Genomic DNA, 16,101 nt, shown 5'->3' with positions numbered 1-16,101 from the left:
GGTCGCTCGGGAACGTAGGGAGGAATACATCGGATGTCAATGAGTTGCGTTACGGCACAACTGCCGCCTGCTGGCGTTCAGTTGTCCCACGCTGACCCTATCGCTCCGATGACTGAAGCGCCCCGTTAAGGGGCGCGGGGAACTGCGCGACCAGCCACATGAGACCCGCGCTTGGTTACAGACAGACCACCCCCAGGGCAAGACACACCCGGCAGCCACCAATCCCCGCCCGACGGAGTCACCATGCCCCTCCCCCGCAGAACCTTCCTCACCGCCGCCGCCACCACGGCAGGCATCGCCGCCGTGGCCTGTTCCGGCACCCCCGCAACCGGCACCCCCACGGCCCAGCGCACCGCCACCGCCAACCGCACCGCCGCCGCCGAGGCGACCCGCCGCCTCCTCCCCCGCCACGGGGACCAGATCACCTTCAGAACCACCCCGAAGGGCCCCGGCGCCGAAGACTCCTTCCGGGTCACGGGCCACCGCGGCCGCATCACCATCACCGCCACGAACCCCGCCACCCAACTCACCGCCCTACGTCACTACTTGAAGAAGGTCACGCACGCCAACATCACCTGGGCCGGCAGCCGCACCGACCACCTCCCGGCCCGGCTCCCGGCCCCCACCGCACCCTTGACCGGCGAGGCCAACACCCCGCACCGCTTCGTCCTCAACGACACGAACGACGGCTACACCGGGGCCTACGCCGACTGGGACTACTGGGAGCGCGAGATCGACGTACTCGCACTCCACGGCTACAACGAAGTCCTCGTCCACGCGGGCGCGGACGCCGTCTACCACCGCGCCTTCCAGGAGTTCGGGTACGGCGACGAGGAGCTGAGGGCCTGGATACCCGCCCCCGCCCACCAGCCGTGGTGGCTCCTGCAGAACATGTCGGCCTTCCCGCACCCCGTCTCCCGGCAGCTGCTCGACGCCCGCGCCCGCCTCGGCCGCCGCATCTGCGACCGGCTGCGCGAACTCGGCATGACACCGGTCCTGCCCGGCTATTTCGGCACCGTCCCGCCCGAGTTCGAGAAGAAGAACCCGGGCGCGAGGACCGTCCCGCAGGGCGACTGGGTCGGCTTCGCGCGTCCGGACTGGCTGGATCCGCGCACCGGGCATTTCGCGCGCGTGGCCGCCGCGTTCTACCGCGCGCAGGACGAGCTGTACGGCCCGTCGACGATGTACAAGATGGACCTCCTGCACGAGGGCGGAAAGCCCGGCGACGTGCCGGTGGGCGACGCCGCAAAGGGCGTCGAGAAGGCCCTGCGGACCGCGCACCCGGACGCCACCTGGGTGATCCTCGGCTGGCAGCACAATCCGCCGAAAGCCATCACCGACGCCGTGGACAAGCGGCGGATGCTCGTCGTCGACGGCCTCTCCGACCGCTTCCCGAGCATCACCGACCGCGAGTCCGACTGGGGCTCGACGCCCTACACCTTCGGCTCGATCTGGAACTTCGGCGGCCACACCGCGCTCGGCGCCAACACCCCCGACTGGGCATCCCTGTACGAGAAGTGGCGCACCAAGGAAGGCAGCACGCTCAGCGGGATCTCCCTGATTCCCGAAGCCGCCGACAACAACCCGGGCGCCTTCGAGCTCTTCTCCGAACTGGCGTGGCGCACAGGCGACTTGGACCTTCCATCCTGGTTCAGTGAGTGGTCGACGTCCCGGTACGGCGCCGCCGATCCGCACGCCGAAGCCGCCTGGGACATCCTGCGCCGCACCGCCTACGGCACGACCCGCGCCGACGAGTGGGCCGAGGGCGCCGACGGCCTGTTCGGCGCGCGGCCCGACCTCGCGGCGAAGTCGGCGGCGGCCTGGTCCCCGAAGAAGACGCGGTACGACCCCGCCGAATTCGAGCCCGCCCTCGGCGAACTCCTCTCCGTACGACGCGACTTGCGGACCTCCTCCGCGTACCGCCGCGACCTGCTCGACGTCGCCCGCCAGGCCCTCTCCAACCGCAGCCGCGTCCTGCTGCCGCGCATCAAGGAGGCGTACGACGCCAAGGGCGCCGACCGTTTCGACCGGCTCGCCCGCGAGTGGCTGGACCTGATGGACCTGCTCGACCGCCTGGTGGCCACCGACTCCCGTCATCTGCTGGGCCGTTGGGTCGCGGACGCGCGGGCCTGGGGCGCGGACGAGGCGGAACGGGACCGGCTCGCGTACGACCAACTGTCACTGCTGACGGTGTGGGGCACGCGCTCCGGCGCGGATGCGGGTCTCCGTGACTACGCGAACCGTGAGTGGGCGGGGCTGGTCGGAGGGCTCTACCGGTTGCGGTGGAACCGGTATTTCAAGGAGCTCCGGGCCGCGCTCGCGGAAGGCCGAGCCCCCGCGAAGATCGACTGGTTCGCGCTGGAGGACGCCTGGATCCGCGACCCGGGGCGCCTTGCGACGCGCCCGAAGGGCGACACGTACCGAATCGCCACGTCGATACATGAGCGACTGACCGCCCCGTAAGGGGCGCGGGGAACTGCGCGACAAGCCCCATCCAACCCGCACCCCGACACAAAGCTGCGCCCCCCGACCCAACAAACCACAGGCCAGGGGGGCGCAGCCCCACAACTCACCGCCGCGGACACTCCTTCCACGCGATGTGATACACCGTGCTGATGTCACCGTCCGTGGAGTCCATCGTCATGAAGCTGGACTTCGCGGGGTCCGACGTCCCCGCATCCACCCGCAGCTCCGTGTTGATGTTGAAGTTCCGCTTCACACCGCACGGCGCCCACACCAGCTGAGCCCAGTCCGTCGTATCGGTGGCCTGCCAGTTGTCGTTGTACGCCCCCTTGAACTCGTGGCTGATGGCCGCCGTCTGGGGCGAGCCCTGGAAGTAGTACGAGGCCTTCTCCGTTCCCTTGGCGCCGGGTTGGAGCGAGGCGTAGCCGCGGTAGTCCGCGCTGGCGATGGCGTAGGTGAAGCCCTGCGGGACGTGCACGACGAGGTTGAGCTGACAGTTCCTGCGGAACGCGGTGGGGTCCGCGCCGCCGCCCGCCTTGGCGAGGTAGTCGCTGTAGGTGACCGTGAAGGCCGTGTTGTCCTCGGAGACGGCGACGGCCGCGGTGCCGAGGGGGCAGCCCGAGCCGTTCACCGTGGCGACCTCGATCACGATCTTGTCCGGGGGTGGTTCGAGGATCCCGGTGGTGTTCTGAGCGGGGATGGTCGATCCGAACAGCGCCGCGACGGCGCCGCTCAGCAGCAGTGCACCAGCCATGATTCTCCGTTCCATTGCTGAGGAGGGGGGTTGGAGAAGTGCCTGTGGTGCGTGGAGCACAGTGCGGGTGCCTGGAGCGGATTGCGTGAGCGATGCGGATCGTATGGACCAATGAGGCCCCGGGCCAGAGCGATGTCCGGCCATTCACCGCCTCACGGTTCCCCCCTCCCCCCGGCTGCCCCCACCGCCTCCGAATCACCGCGTCTTGACGGGTATACGTCACGCTCAATCTCTGGTAGGAAACCTTCCTAACAGTACGCGGAACCATGAACTCCCCCTTCTGGAGGCCCTCGTGGAGACCCCCCACATACGCCCGCGCACCACTGACACCTCCCGCCGCACCCTCCTCGCCTTCATCGGCGCGGCGGCCGTGGCGGGCCCCCTGATCGCCACGCAGACAGCAACCGCGACCCAGGCCTCGCCCGGGGTCACGGCCGGTGGACTCGACGACCCCGCGAAGAAGGAGATCGCGATGCAGATCGTCTGCAGCGCGGAGAACTCCTCGCTGGAGTGGAAGGAGCAGTATCGATACTGCGAGGACATCGGCGACGGCCGCGGCTACACCGCGGGCATCATCGGCTTCTGTTCCGGCACCGGCGACATGCTCGACCTGGTCGAGCTGTACACCCAGCGCAAGCCGAACAACATCCTCGCCAAGTACCTCCCCGCGCTGCGCGAGGTCGACGGCACCGACTCGCACGACGGCCTCGACCCGACGTTCAAGCCCGACTGGGAGCGGGCGGCCGAGGACCGGGAGTTCCAGAAGGCGCAGAACGACGAGCGCGACCGCGTCTACTTCAACCCGGCGGTCAAGCAGGGCAAGGCGGACGGCATCGGCGTCCTCGGCCAGTTCTGCTACTACGACGCGATCGTCATGCACGGCGACGGGAGCGACGCGACCAGCTTCCGCAACATCCGTAAGCGCGCGCTGCGTTCGGCCAAGCCGCCGGCGCAGGGCGGCGACGAGGTGACGTACCTGAACGCCTTCCTCGACGCGCGCGTCTGGGCGATGAAGCAGGAGGAGGCCCACGAGGACACCAGCCGGGTCGACACCGCGCAGCGGGTCTTCCTGAAGAAGCGGAACCTCAACCTGGACACACCGCTGGACTGGAAGGTGTACGGCGACCCGTACCACATCGGGTAGCCGTACCTCCGCGCGGGTGTGCGGGGCGCTCTCGGCGTCCCGCACACCCGCGCAACCTCTTGCCACTCACAGGTTGAAGTGGATACGGTCCCGGCCAACTCCCCGTCTACGCGCGTCAACCTGCACCGAGGTGAGAGACCGATGTTCCTCCGTATGACCCTGCTGACCGCTGTCACCACCACGCTCGTCACCGCGGGGGCTGCCACGGCCCCCGCGGCAGGCGACGCGATGGTCCCCGCCGCGGACGACGGCTGGCAGCAGGCGGGTGCGGGCATGACCACCGGCATCAGCGGTCTCGCCCTCACCGGCCGCGCGGGCGGCGCCACCCACGCCCTCGTCGTACGCGACAACAAGAAGCCGGGACAGAACCGCGTCGCCGACCTCACCTACCGGCCGGGCCGTTCCGCGGTCGTCGAGCCGCTCGCCTGGTCCGGCGGCGCCGAGCCGATCGACCTGGAGGCTATCGAGGCGGTGCCCGGAACCACCGACGAGTACGTGGCGCTCGCCGGCCGCGGCCTCGTCTACCGCCTCAAGGTGACGGGCTCCGAGGCCGAGGTCCTCGACACCTCGCCGCTGCCCGCCATCGCGGACGGCGACGACTACGAGAGCCTCGCGCTGACCTCGCGGCACGGCAGGATGGCCGCCGTCTGGGCGGACCGGGGCGCGGGCAAGGACCGCCCTGCGACGCTGCGCGCGGCGCCGTTCTCCTTCAACAAGTACGGCGAGGCCGACTTCGGCCCGGTACGGACCGCCCGCTTCCGCACGCCCTACCCGACCGGGGCCGTCCGGCACGCCTCCGACATATCGGTCACGGACTCGGGCCGCCTGCTGATCGGCGCGGCATCGGACGCGGGCGATGACGGCCCCTTCGACTCGGCGGTCGTGGACGCGGGCACGCTGTCGGTGACGCGCTCGGGCAAGGTGCGTCTCTCGGTCGCCAAGTCCCCCGACGTCCTGCGGAAGTTCAAGGGCCACAAGATCGAGGCGGTCGAGTGCGTGCCGGGCACGCGCACGGCCCTGCTCGGCACGGACGACGAGAACGCAGGCGGGTCCGTCAACTCCGCGGCGGTGTGCGGAAAGCAGCGCGGCGGTGTGCGGAAAGCAGCGCCGTCGCCCGACCGCCGCTCCCGGTGCGCATGCGGTGCCGGTGCTACCGTCTCGCCATGTCCAAGGCCGAGATCGACACGCTGACCGCCGAGTTCCTCGGCTCCCTCGACAACCGGGGCGGCAGGGCCGCCGACGTGGGCCGTATCCGCCGCCTGATGGTGCCGGGCGGCCTTCTCGTCGTGACGGGCCCGAAGTACACGGCGTACACGGTGGAGGAGTTCATCGGGCCCCGCGAGGAACTGCTCTCCAGCGGAAGGGTCGTCGAGTTCCACGAGTGGGAGATCTCCGAACGGACCGAGATCGTGGGCGACATCGCGACGCGGTTCGGCGAGTACGGCAAGTCGGGGATCGCGAACGGCGAGCCCTTCGAGGGGCGTGGCGCCCAGACCTTCCAGTTCGTCCGTACCCCGGAGGGCTGGCGGATCGCGGCGTTCTCCTGGTACGACCACGACTGACCGCACCGCCGACGAGGTACGCACCTTTCAGTGCGTACTTGTGGCCCACCGCTCACTGATCAAGGCTGAAGAGGCCCCCACTCCCCCGGCGCTCCGACCGGGGACTCCCTCCCCCTTGAACAGGAGTATCCGTGAGCACCCCTGCCCCCGTCACCGTCATCGGCCTCGGCGAGATGGGCCACGCGCTGGCCACCGCCCTTCTCGACGCCGGGCATCCCACGACCGTCTGGAACCGCAGCGCAGGGAAGGACGATGCCCTGGTGGAGCGCGGTGCCGTGCGGGCCGCGAGTGTCGAGGAGGCGGTCCTCGCAAGCCCGTTGACCGTGGTCTGCCTGCTCGACTACGACGTCGTACGCACCCTCATGTCGCCCGCCGCCGACGCGCTGCGGGGCCGCACGCTGGTCAACCTCACCAACGGCACGCCGGACCAGGCCCGCGAGACGGAGGTCTGGGCCACCGGGCTCGGGGCCGACTATCTGGACGGCGGGATCATGGCGATTCCCTCGACCGTCGCGACCCCGCAGGCGTTCGTCCTCTACAGCGGCGAGGAGCGGCACTTCGCGGCGCACCGGGAGACGCTTGAGGCACTGGGCGCGGCCACGTATCTGGGCAGGGACGTGGGGATCGCCTCGCTGTACGACCTGGCGCTGCTGAGCGCGATGGACATGATGTTCGCCGGTTTCTTCCACTCGGTCGCCATGGCCACCTCTCACAAGGAGGGCAGCGCGACGGGCTTCACCGAGTTGCTCGTGCCCTGGCTGACGAACATGGCGCAGGTGATGCCCGCGTTCGCCGCCGATGTGGACGCGGACCGCGCGTCGGGCGCCGAACCGGCCCTGGCGCAGGGCCTCGACGTCGTGCTCGCCGGGACCCGCAACATGCTCGGTGCCACGCGGGACGCGGGCGTACGCGCCGACTTCTTCGAGCGGTCGGTGGCGGAACTGGAGAAGCGGATCGCCGAGGGCCGCACGGCCTACACGGGCCCGGACGCGGTCCGCGCGCTGCGGGTCGACCCGGCCTGAGCCGACTCCCGACCGGACCTGGGCCGGGCCGGATGTCCGCGAATCCTCCCGGAATTGTCCGTGATCCGTAACAGAGGGATCCTCTGGCCCCATTGCCCCGTCCTGCCAGGTGGCCGCAGGGCGGCCGGAGATCGGTGAGGCACTGAGGGAATGGGGCGGACATGGCGCGGCACAGTGGCGGGCGGGGTTGGTACGGCAAGATGCTCGGGGCGGCGCTCGGGGTGACGATGCTCGCCACCGGCGCCTCGGTGTGGACAGCGCAGGCCGGTACCGAGGACGAGGCCGCGCCGGCGGCAAAGGCTCCGACCAGTGCCGTCAAGCCGGTCTCGAAGACCATTGCGCACGCCTCGGACGCCGGCGAGCGCGGCATCAACATCACCATCGACGACGGCCCCGACCCCAAGTGGACCCCTCAAGTGCTCGACCTGCTGCGGCAGTACGAGGTGAAGGCCACGTTCTGCATGGTGGGGACGCAGGCGCAGGCCCACCCGGACCTCGTGAAGAAGGTCGTCGCTGCCGGGCACCGGCTGTGCGACCACTCGGTGTCGCACAACACCGCCATGGACAAGGACACCCAGGCCTACCAGTCGAAGCAGATACTCGATGCCGAGCGCATGATCACCAAGGCTTCCGGTGGCGTGCGGCCGATGTACTACCGCGCGCCCGGCGGTGCCTTCACCCCGTACAGCCGGGGGCTCGCCGCGGATCGGGGCATGCGCCCGCTGGGCTGGAACGTGGACAGCAAGGACTTCGAGCGCCCCGGCACGGAGACGATGGTCGCCACTGTCAAGCGGGAGCTGTCCAACGGCCCGACCATCCTCTTCCACGACGCGGGCGGCGACCGCACCCAGACGGTCGAGGCCCTGCGTCAACTCCTGCCCTGGTTCAAGGAGCAGGGCTACACCTTCGGCTTCCCGGTGCGCTGACTCACTGCTCCACCCCTACGTAGGTGAGGTTGCAGCTGCCGATCTCGCCCATGGCCCCGAGGTACGGGTAGGTGAACCCCAGCGTCTTGGTGCCCGCGGACGTGTAGTTGAGCTCGATGGTCTGGGTGGAGTGCGCCGGCATGTCCGCGACGCGCCAGGTCGGGGTCTGGCCGTTGTCCTCGATGGAGAACTCGCCGCGGGTGAAGCCGTGCAGGAAGTCCGTGTTGTTGATGAACGTGACGCGGTCGACGTGGGCCCGCGGCCCGTCCCAGTTCCCCTCGAAGGTCGCCTGGAGCGCGTCGTTCGGGATGTCGATGGCCAGTTCTTCGTTGTCGCAGCTGTCGCCCCAGTGGACGTTCACCATGTGCTGGTTGTAAGCCTTCGCGATGAAGGCGCCCTCGGCGTGCGCGGTGCCGCTGGTGAACGCCAGCAGGGCCGCGGCCGCCGCGGCACTCAGGGTGAGCGTCTTCTTGCGGGTCATGTCGGTCTCTCCTTCTGCGGGGGCCACGAACTACACGGAGAACAGCTGGAAGTTGCGGACGTCGAAGAAGCCGGGGGACCATGCCGTCGAGTACTCGCCGTAGGGAACGATGTTGGTGCCCTGCCGGGTGCAGCTCCCCGGCCCGCAGACGACCACGCTCGCGTAGAAGCTGCTTCCGGGGCCGCGGTAGCAGCGGATCGTGAACCGATGCCCGTCCTCGGTCACCGACGGCGGGTTGCACTGGATGGAGTCCCGCACGGGCGGCGCGCCGCTCGCGGCTCCCGAACTCCCGAGTACGGCACAGACGGCCAGAGCCACCGCCCCCGCCGCCCGCCGCGTCCTGATGAACGTCACCTGTGGATCCTCCCGTCGTCCGGGCGGCATCCGGTCCGCCCGCCACCCGTCGAGCACTCTCCGTAACAGAGTAATTACGTCAGGTGCTCGCGTGAGGGGAGTGAAGAGCGCGCGTGACGGGCGCGAAGGGGCAGAGCCTCAGCCGTCGATCGCCTGGTACGCCGCCCTGAGCGGAGTGCGCAGGGCGGGGGCTCACGGGCCCGGACGTCAATGGGTGACGGCGGCCGGCTCGGACTCCGCGGTCGTCGCCCCCGGGACCGAACCCGCCTTGGCGCCCAGGTGCTTGAAGACCAGGTTCAGGGCCACCGCGAGGATGCAGCCGGTGGAGATCCCGGAGCCGAGGACGATCTGCGCCCAGTCGGGAAACGCGTCGTAGAAGCCGTCCGAGAGGGCGGGGGCGAGGCCCGCGCCGAGGGTGACGACCACGATCAGCGCGTTGTCGCCGCGGTGCAGGTCGGCCTGGAGCAGCGTCTGGATGCCGCTGACCGCGATGGAGCCGAAGAGGAAGAGGCTGACGGCGGCGAGCACCGGCATGGGGACCACGGAGATCAGCGCCGCCGCGGCCGGGCTGAGCCCGATCAGGACGAGGATCGCGCCGCTGAGCGCGACGACGAAGCGGCTGCGCACCTTGGAGATGACGACCAGGCCGATGTTCTGCGCGAACGCGCTGGCGTGGAAGGCGTTGAAGAGCGGGCCGAGCGCGGAGCCGAGGGCGTCGGCGCGCAGTCCGCGGGCGATGGTCTTCTCGTCGACGTCCTTCTCGACGATCCTGCCGAGGGCGATCATGTCGGCGGTCGACTCGGTGAGGATCACCAGCATCACGACGCACATGGAGATGATGGCCGGAAGGTTGAACTCCGGTGCACCGAAGTGCAGCGGGGACGGGATGCCGACCGGGTCCGCGCCGTCGAGCTTCGAGAAGTCGGCGAGGCCCATCGGTATCGCGAGCAGCGTGCCGAAGATCATCGCGAAGAGCATGCTGATCTGCTTCAGGAAGCCGCGGGTGAACCGCTGGAGCAGGAGCATCACGAGGACGGTGGCGCCCGCGAGGCCGATGCTCTTCGGCTCGGGCGTACCGGTCGTGGAGTCGTCGACGATCCAGTCGTACGCGACGGGGATGAGCGAGACGCCGATCAGCGTGATGACCGAGCCGGTGACCACCGGCGGGAAGAAGCGGACCAGACGCGAGAAGTACGAACTGACCAGGAATCCGAAGAGACTTGAGACGATGATCGCGCCGAAGACGATCGGCATGCCCGCCTCGACGCCGCCCTGCGTCGCGATGATCGTCAGCATCACGCCGACGCCCGCGAACGAGACGCCGTTGACGAACGGCAGCCGTGAGCCGATGAAGTTGCCGATCCCGAGGGTCTGCAGCAGGGTCGCGATGCCCGCCATCAGGAGGCTGCCGCCCATGAGTACGGCGGTGTCGCCCGGCGACATCTTCGCCGCGACCGCCACGACGAGCGGGACGGAGACCGCGCCCGCGTACATGGAGGCGACGTGCTGGAGGCTCGCGACGAGCATGCGGCCGGGCGGCAGGACCTCGTCGACGGGGTGGACCTGGACCTCGGGGGCGCTCGCTCCGTCACCGTCGGGGGCGCCTGCTCCGTCACCGTCGGGGGCGCCTGCTCCGTCACCGTCGGGGGCGCTCGCTCCGTCGCCGGAGGGCTTCACTTCAGAACTCATGGGTGGCGCTTCTTCCGTTGCGTGACGCCGGAAGTCGGCCTCGTCCGGTGGGAGTTCAAGAGACACGGGAGGAGGCCGACAGTAAACCGACTGGAAAGTAACTTCCGCCATACGGTTGGCGGCGCCACGACGTTACGTCAGTGCACCCCGGCTGCGGAAGACCCCGCACGTGAGGAGCTCGTGCGCTGTTCGGCGATGGCCGTACCGCCTTCCATCGGCGCCGTGACGTCGTCGTCGTCGCGGCCCTTGCCGATGTGGTTGAAGACCAGGTTCAGGAGCACGGCCGCCACGCAGCCCGTCGAGATGCCCGAGTCGAGGATGATCTTCGCGGTCTCCGGGAAGGCGTGGTAAAACTCCGGCGCCGCGATCGGGATCAGGCCGACGGCCAGCGAAACGGCCACGATCAGAACGTTGTTGTCACGCTCCAGGTTCGCCTTGACCAGCGTCTGGATGCCGCTGGCCGCGACCGAGCCGAAGAGCACCACGCCCGCGCCGCCGAGCACCGGACGCGGCACGACGGCGATCAGCGAGGCGGCCATCGGGCACAGGCCCATCAGGACCAGGAAGCCGCCACCCGCCGCGACGACGTACCGGCTGCGGATCTTCGTCATCGCGACCAGGCCGATGTTCTGCGCGAACGCGCTGCACATGAAGCCGTTGAAGAGCGGGCTGATCGCCGAGCCGAGGGTGTCGGCGCGCAGGCCCGCGGCGATGGTCTTCTCGTCGGCCGGACGGTCCACGATCTCGCCGAGGGCGAGCATGTCGGCCGTCGACTCCGTCATGGAGACGACCATGACGACACAGAGCGAGACGATCGCGGCGGCCGCGAACTGCGGGGCGCCGAAGTGGAACGGCGTCGGGAAGCCGACGACGTCCGCGTCGCCGACCGGGCTGAAGTCCGTGACGCCGAACGGGATCGCGACGAGCGTGCCGATGACCAGACCGAGCAGGACCGCGATCTGCTTCACGAAGCCGGTGGTGAACCGGCGAAGCAGCAGCACGATGACGAGCGTGATGCCGGCCAGGGCGAGGTTCTTCGTCGAGCCGTAGTCGTCGGCGTCGGGGGCGGGCCCCTGGGCCCAGCCGAAGGCGACCGGCATCAGCGAGATGCCGATGAGGGTGATGACGGTGCCGGTGACCACCGGCGGGAAGAACCGCACCATCTTCGAGAAGAACGGGGCAGCGATGAAGCCGAGGATGCCCGCGACGATCACCGCGCCGAAGATGATCGGCAGCGCGTCGTCCTTGTCCTTGGTCGAGTCGACGACCGCGAGCATGGGCGCGACACCGGCGAAGGTGACGCCGTTGACGAAGGGCAGCCGGGCGCCGATCTTCCAGATGCCGAGCGTCTGCAGGAACGTCGCGAGACCCGCGGTGAACAGACAGGCGCCGGTCAGGAACGTGAGGTCCTTGGCGGAGAGGCCGATGGACGCGCCGACGATCAGGGGCGGGGCGACGACGCCCGCGTACATGGCGGCCACGTGCTGAAGGCCGGTGGTGGCCATCTTCAGGGGTGGGAGTTTCTCGTCGACCGGGTGTACGGCCTGTATGGAGCCCTCTTCGGAGTCGGGTTCCGGGGTGGTGCCTTGCTTGGTGAACCTGGGCTTGGTGGCCACTGTGGCTCCTCCGGTTGTTTTCCAGTCCCGGCCCGCGGCCGGCACTTTTCGCTTCTGGGAGGTGGTGCGTGGTGCAAGGGCTTGCTCGATGTGAAGTTGTGGGTACTGCGCCCAGGTAGTACTGACCGCCCCGGGAACGCGAAGCTTTGGGCCGCGTTCCGGGGCGGCACTTGAGCAGCCCGCTCGGCTGCTCAAGTCCGGTCGAGGGCCGTCCCCCCCGACCGGAGTTCTTGGGTTCAGCCCTCGGCGGCGATCCGCGCGAGACGCTGCGCCTGATCCCGCGTGGAGCGGGCGATGGCGTCCTCGTCGGCGTGCAGCAGGCGGCCGCCCTCGACGACCGGCTTGCCGTTGACGAGGGAGAGGGTGACCGGGGCCGCTGCGCCGAAGACGATCGCGGTCACCGGGTCGGCGATCGAGGCGTGCCCGATGCCGTCGATCTTCCAGAGCACGAGGTCGGCGAGCTTGCCGGCCTCGAGGGAGCCGATCTGCGTGGCACGGCCCAGGACTTGGGCGCCTCCGTACGTCCCCAGGCGCAGCGCCTGACGGGCGTTCAGGGCGGCCTCGCGGTGCGCGCCGAGGCGGTTGATCAGCAGGGCGTTGCGCAGCTCGGTGTGGAGCTCGCCGGACTCGTTCGACGCGGTGCCGTCGACGCCGAGACCGACGGGGACGCCCGCCTTGAGCATGTCGGGGACGCGGGCGATGCCGGCTGCGAGACGCGCGTTGGAGGACGGGCAGTGGGCAACTCCCGTACCGGTGCGGGCGAACGCCGCGATGTCGGAGTCGTTCATGTGGACGCAGTGCGCCATCCACACGTCCTCACCGAGCCAGCCGGTCGACTCGAAGTACTCGGTCGGGCCCTTGCCGAAGAGCTCGTGGCAGAACTTCTCCTCCTCGACCGTCTCGCTGCCGTGGGTGTGCAGACGTACACCCAGGCGACGGGCCAACTCGGCGCCCTGCTGCATGAGTTCGGTCGACACGGAGAACGGCGAGCAGGGCGCGACGGCGACCTGCGTCATCGCGTCGAAGGACGCGTCGTGGTGCTTCTTGACGGTCTCCTCGGTCGCGGCGAGCGCGCCCTCCAGGGTCTCCACCGCGAAGTCCGGCGGCAGACCACCGTCCTTCTCGCTGCGGTCCATGGAGCCGCGGGCCAGGGTGAAGCGGACGCCCATCTCGGAGGCGGCGCGGATGATCGACCCGGAGAGGTCGCCGGAGCCCTGCGGGAAGACGTAGTGGTGGTCCATGGCGGTGGTGACACCGCCGCGGGCCATCATCGCGAGGGAGCCCTGCGCCGCCGCGTACGTCATCTGCTCGTCGATGCGCGCCCACGTCGGGTACAGCGCCACCAGCCAGTTGAACAGGTTGTGGTCGGTGGCCAGGCCACGGGTGATCCACTGGTAGAAGTGGTGGTGCGTGTTGACCAGGCCGGGCGTGGCGAGGTGGCCGGTGCCGTCGACGCGGCGTACGACGTCCTCCAGGCCCTCGGGCGCCTTGCCCGCGCCGATGGACTCGATCTTGTTGCCGGCGACGACGATGTACCCCGATGCGTACTCGGTGTCGTTGGCGTCGACCGTCGCGATGGCGACGTTCTCGATGACGATGCGGTCTGCCGAAGAAGGTGCCATGGTGCTTCCTTCATTTCGTGAGTGGCGATTGGGCACGGCAGGACCCTAGGAGGATTTGAGTGCCGCAGCCGCGTCGACGCTGCTACGGGTGCCGAGATGGTGGAAGAACAGGTTGAGCAGGACCGCGACGAGCGCGCCGGCGCTGATCCCGGAGCCGAGCACGGTCTGTGCCCACGCGGGAAACTCCGCGTAGAAGGTGGGCGCGGCGAGCGGGATGATGCCCGCCCCGAGCGACACGGCCACCAGGATGATGTTGGAGCTGTCGTCCAGGCCCGCCTCGGAGAGGGTGCGGATGCCGCTGACGGCGATGGAGCCGAAGAGGACGATGCCCGCGCCGCCGAGGACCGGCATGGGGACCACGTTGACGACCGCGCCGAGCACCGGGAAGGCGCCGAGCACGATGAGCGCTCCGCCCGCGACGGCGACGACATAGCGGCTGCGTACGCGGGTCAGCGAGACCACGCCGACGTTCTGCGCGAAGGCCGAGGTCGGGAAGCCGCCGAAGACGGGGCCCACCAGGGTGGCGATGCCGTCGGTGCGCAGGCCGCGGGTGATGGTCTTCCCGTCGGTCTTGCGGTCGCAGATCTCGCCGAGGGCGAGCATGCCGGCCGCCGACTCGGTCATCAGGACCAGCATCACGATGCAGAGCGAGAGGATCGCGGCGGGCTGGAAGGTGGGCGCGCCCGCGGCGAACGGGGTGGGCAGCGCGGCGAGCGGCGCGGACTGCACCGAGGTGAAGTCGGCCATCCCGAACGGGATCGCGGCGAGCGTTCCGATGAACATGCCTGCCAGCAGGGCGACTTGCTTGAGGAAGCCGCGGCCGAAGCGCTGGAAGAGCAGGATCACGACGAGCGTGAAGGCGGCGAGCGCGAGGTACTTCATGTCGCCGAACGTGGGGTCGGTGTCGTCGCCGCCCTGCGCCCACTTCACGGGCACGGGCATCAGCGTGACGCCGATGAGCGTGATGACGACCCCGGTGACCAGCGGCGGGAAGAAGCGGAGCAGCTTGCCGAAGAAGGGTCCGATCACGAGACAGAAGACGCCCGCGACCATCACCGCGCCGTAGATGGCGGGGAGTTGCTCGCCCTTGGCGTTGGTCTCGGCGATGGCGAGGATGGGCGCGATGCCCGCCGAGGAGGCCGCGTTCACGAACGGCAGACGGTTGCCGACGAAGCCCTTGACGCCGAGGGTCTGCAGGATGGTGGCGAGACCGGCGATGAGCAGTCCGGCGGCGATGAGCCGGGTCTGGGCCACGGTGTCGAGACCGCAGGCCTGGCCGATGATGAGCGGAGGGGTAACCACACCCGCGTACATGGCGGCGATGTGCTGGAGTGCGGCGGGGACGAGCCGCGAGGGGTGGAGCTTCTCATCCACCGGGTGACAGACGGGAGTTGACTCACCGTCGGCTATGTCCGATGGGGTGGAACATGGACCTTCTGCAGGGCCCTTTGCAGGCTGTGCCATTGCGGATGTTCCCTCCGGTGTGGCGCGCCCCCGCCCACTGCGGCGAGGCGGGGGCGCGCATCCCGCGTCAGAGGTTGGTCATGTCGACCGGGATCTTCGGCTCGACGCCGTCCCGCAGGATGGTGGCCTCGATGAGGCCGTAGGGGCGGTCGGCGGCGTAGTAGACGGCTCCGTCCTTGGCTTCGTTGTCGAGGCCGAAGGCGGAGAGGTCCTGACGGAAGTGGTGCTTGTTGGGCGCGGAGAAGCGGATCTCGTCGATCTCGCTGCGGTTGTTGATGACCCGCGAACCCATTTGGTACAGCGTCTGCTGGAGCGACAGCGAGTAGGTCTCCACGAAGGCGTGCAGGATATGCTTCTTGGCCTGCTCGTACGACCGCTCCCAACTCGGCATGCGCTGCTCGTCGTTGGTCCAGTTGTGCCGCCACCAGGTGGAGAGCGAGGTGGCGAGGATGCGGTCGTAGTCCTCTTGCAGGGTCGTGTACTTGTCCTTGATGTAGCCCCAGAACTCGGAGTTCGTGGAGTTCATCACGGTCAGGTCCTTCAGACCCGAGAGGACCTCGAAGTTCTCGCCGTCGTAGGTGATCTGGGCGAGCCGCGTCTCCTGGCCCTTGCGGACGAAGGAGTGCTTGACCTCGTCGGCACCGATGAACTTGGAGTTGCTGTCGGAGCCGCCGATGCGCTCCCAGGCGTACTCCTCGATGCGGATGCGCGCGCGGTGGATCGAGGGCTGGCTGTCCACGAAGTGCCGGGCGAGGTGGATGCCGTACTGCTCGGCGGACTCGATGCCGTACTCCTTGGCGAACGCGAAGCAGGTGTTCTTCGTCGTGTCCGTCGGAAGGCAGTTGGCGTTCGAGCCGTTGTAGTGGACGTCGTCCAGGTCGCCGGAGAGGGCGACCGAGACGTTCAGGTCCTTGATGTGGTGGGTGTCGCCGTCCCGCGTGATCTTTACGACCCGGTTCTCAGCCTTGCCGTACTGGTTCTGTCCCAGAATGGTGGGCATGTCT

The 16,101-nt window shown here is 69.2% G+C and carries 14 protein-coding genes; 6 read left to right on the top strand and 8 right to left on the bottom strand.

All coding sequences use genetic code 11. The features are described from left to right. Window positions 1–243: 243 nt before the first annotated feature. Complete coding sequence (locus tag AB0B50_RS39815) at window positions 244–2,463, top strand: alpha-N-acetylglucosaminidase (protein WP_362341335.1); 2,220 nt, start codon at window positions 244–246, stop codon at window positions 2,461–2,463. Between the two features lie 106 nt (window positions 2,464–2,569). On the opposite strand, the gene AB0B50_RS39810 is transcribed toward AB0B50_RS39815, so the two are convergent. Then, the gene (locus AB0B50_RS39810) at window positions 2,570–3,217 is read right to left on the bottom strand and encodes a DUF4360 domain-containing protein (RefSeq protein WP_362341332.1); all 648 of its coding nucleotides are present in this window, start codon (window positions 3,215–3,217) and stop codon (window positions 2,570–2,572) included. Between the two features lie 292 nt (window positions 3,218–3,509). On the opposite strand from AB0B50_RS39810, the gene AB0B50_RS39805 reads away from it, so the two are divergent. The 5 genes from AB0B50_RS39805 to AB0B50_RS39785 all read left to right on the top strand — a co-directional run bounded on the left by AB0B50_RS39805 (window position 3,510) and on the right by AB0B50_RS39785 (window position 7,871). Beyond that, window positions 3,510–4,361 (top strand): chitosanase, encoded by an 852-nt coding sequence (locus tag AB0B50_RS39805; RefSeq protein WP_362341329.1) that lies wholly within the window; start codon window positions 3,510–3,512, stop codon window positions 4,359–4,361. A 153-nt stretch (window positions 4,362–4,514) separates the two neighbouring features. Further along, window positions 4,515–5,552, top strand: a complete 1,038-nt coding sequence (locus AB0B50_RS39800) for a hypothetical protein (protein ID WP_362341326.1) — start codon at window positions 4,515–4,517, stop codon at window positions 5,550–5,552. Continuing rightward, complete coding sequence (locus AB0B50_RS39795) at window positions 5,525–5,923, top strand: DUF4440 domain-containing protein (RefSeq protein WP_362341323.1); 399 nt, start codon at window positions 5,525–5,527, stop codon at window positions 5,921–5,923. The genes AB0B50_RS39800 and AB0B50_RS39795 overlap by 28 nt, the downstream gene beginning before the upstream one ends. 131 nt (window positions 5,924–6,054) lie before the next feature. Beyond that, the gene (locus AB0B50_RS39790) at window positions 6,055–6,945 is read left to right on the top strand and encodes an NAD(P)-binding domain-containing protein (RefSeq protein WP_362341320.1); all 891 of its coding nucleotides are present in this window, start codon (window positions 6,055–6,057) and stop codon (window positions 6,943–6,945) included. A 161-nt stretch (window positions 6,946–7,106) separates the two neighbouring features. Beyond that, the gene (locus AB0B50_RS39785; protein WP_362341317.1) at window positions 7,107–7,871 is read left to right on the top strand and encodes a polysaccharide deacetylase family protein; all 765 of its coding nucleotides are present in this window, start codon (window positions 7,107–7,109) and stop codon (window positions 7,869–7,871) included. A 1-nt stretch (window position 7,872) separates the two neighbouring features. Here AB0B50_RS39785 and AB0B50_RS39780 read toward each other — a convergent pair whose 3' ends face one another. The 7 genes from AB0B50_RS39780 to pucL form a co-directional block, all read right to left on the bottom strand. Then, on the bottom strand, window positions 7,873–8,352 hold the full coding sequence (locus AB0B50_RS39780) for a hypothetical protein (protein ID WP_362341314.1): 480 nt from the start codon (window positions 8,350–8,352) through the stop codon (window positions 7,873–7,875). 30 nt (window positions 8,353–8,382) lie between these two features. After that, window positions 8,383–8,706, bottom strand: coding sequence for a hypothetical protein (locus tag AB0B50_RS39775; protein ID WP_362341311.1), 324 nt, complete (start codon window positions 8,704–8,706; stop codon window positions 8,383–8,385). Window positions 8,707–8,913: 207 nt separating this feature from the next. Beyond that, window positions 8,914–10,395 carry a nucleobase:cation symporter-2 family protein gene (locus AB0B50_RS39770; RefSeq protein WP_362341308.1) on the bottom strand — a complete coding sequence of 494 codons (1,482 nt, stop codon included), beginning with the start codon at window positions 10,393–10,395 and terminating at the stop codon, window positions 8,914–8,916. Between the two features lie 137 nt (window positions 10,396–10,532). Continuing rightward, window positions 10,533–11,900 (bottom strand): nucleobase:cation symporter-2 family protein, encoded by a 1,368-nt coding sequence (locus AB0B50_RS39765; protein WP_362341581.1) that lies wholly within the window; start codon window positions 11,898–11,900, stop codon window positions 10,533–10,535. Window positions 11,901–12,247: 347 nt separating this feature from the next. Beyond that, complete coding sequence (locus tag AB0B50_RS39760; RefSeq protein WP_362341305.1) at window positions 12,248–13,633, bottom strand: 8-oxoguanine deaminase; 1,386 nt, start codon at window positions 13,631–13,633, stop codon at window positions 12,248–12,250. A 45-nt stretch (window positions 13,634–13,678) separates the two neighbouring features. Then, a complete protein-coding gene (locus AB0B50_RS39755; RefSeq protein ID WP_362341303.1) occupies window positions 13,679–15,097 on the bottom strand; it encodes a nucleobase:cation symporter-2 family protein in 1,419 nt (472 codons plus the stop codon). A gap of 67 nt (window positions 15,098–15,164) precedes the next feature. Beyond that, window positions 15,165–16,097, bottom strand: coding sequence for a factor-independent urate hydroxylase (gene pucL / locus AB0B50_RS39750; protein WP_362341300.1), 933 nt, complete (start codon window positions 16,095–16,097; stop codon window positions 15,165–15,167). Window positions 16,098–16,101 lie beyond the last annotated feature (4 nt).

This window comes from Streptomyces sp. NPDC041068 (genome assembly GCF_040647455.1).
GTDB lineage: Bacteria > Actinomycetota > Actinomycetes > Streptomycetales > Streptomycetaceae > Streptomyces.
Note: the sequence above shows the minus strand (reverse complement) of the source record. Positions and strands in the feature narration are given on the sequence as shown.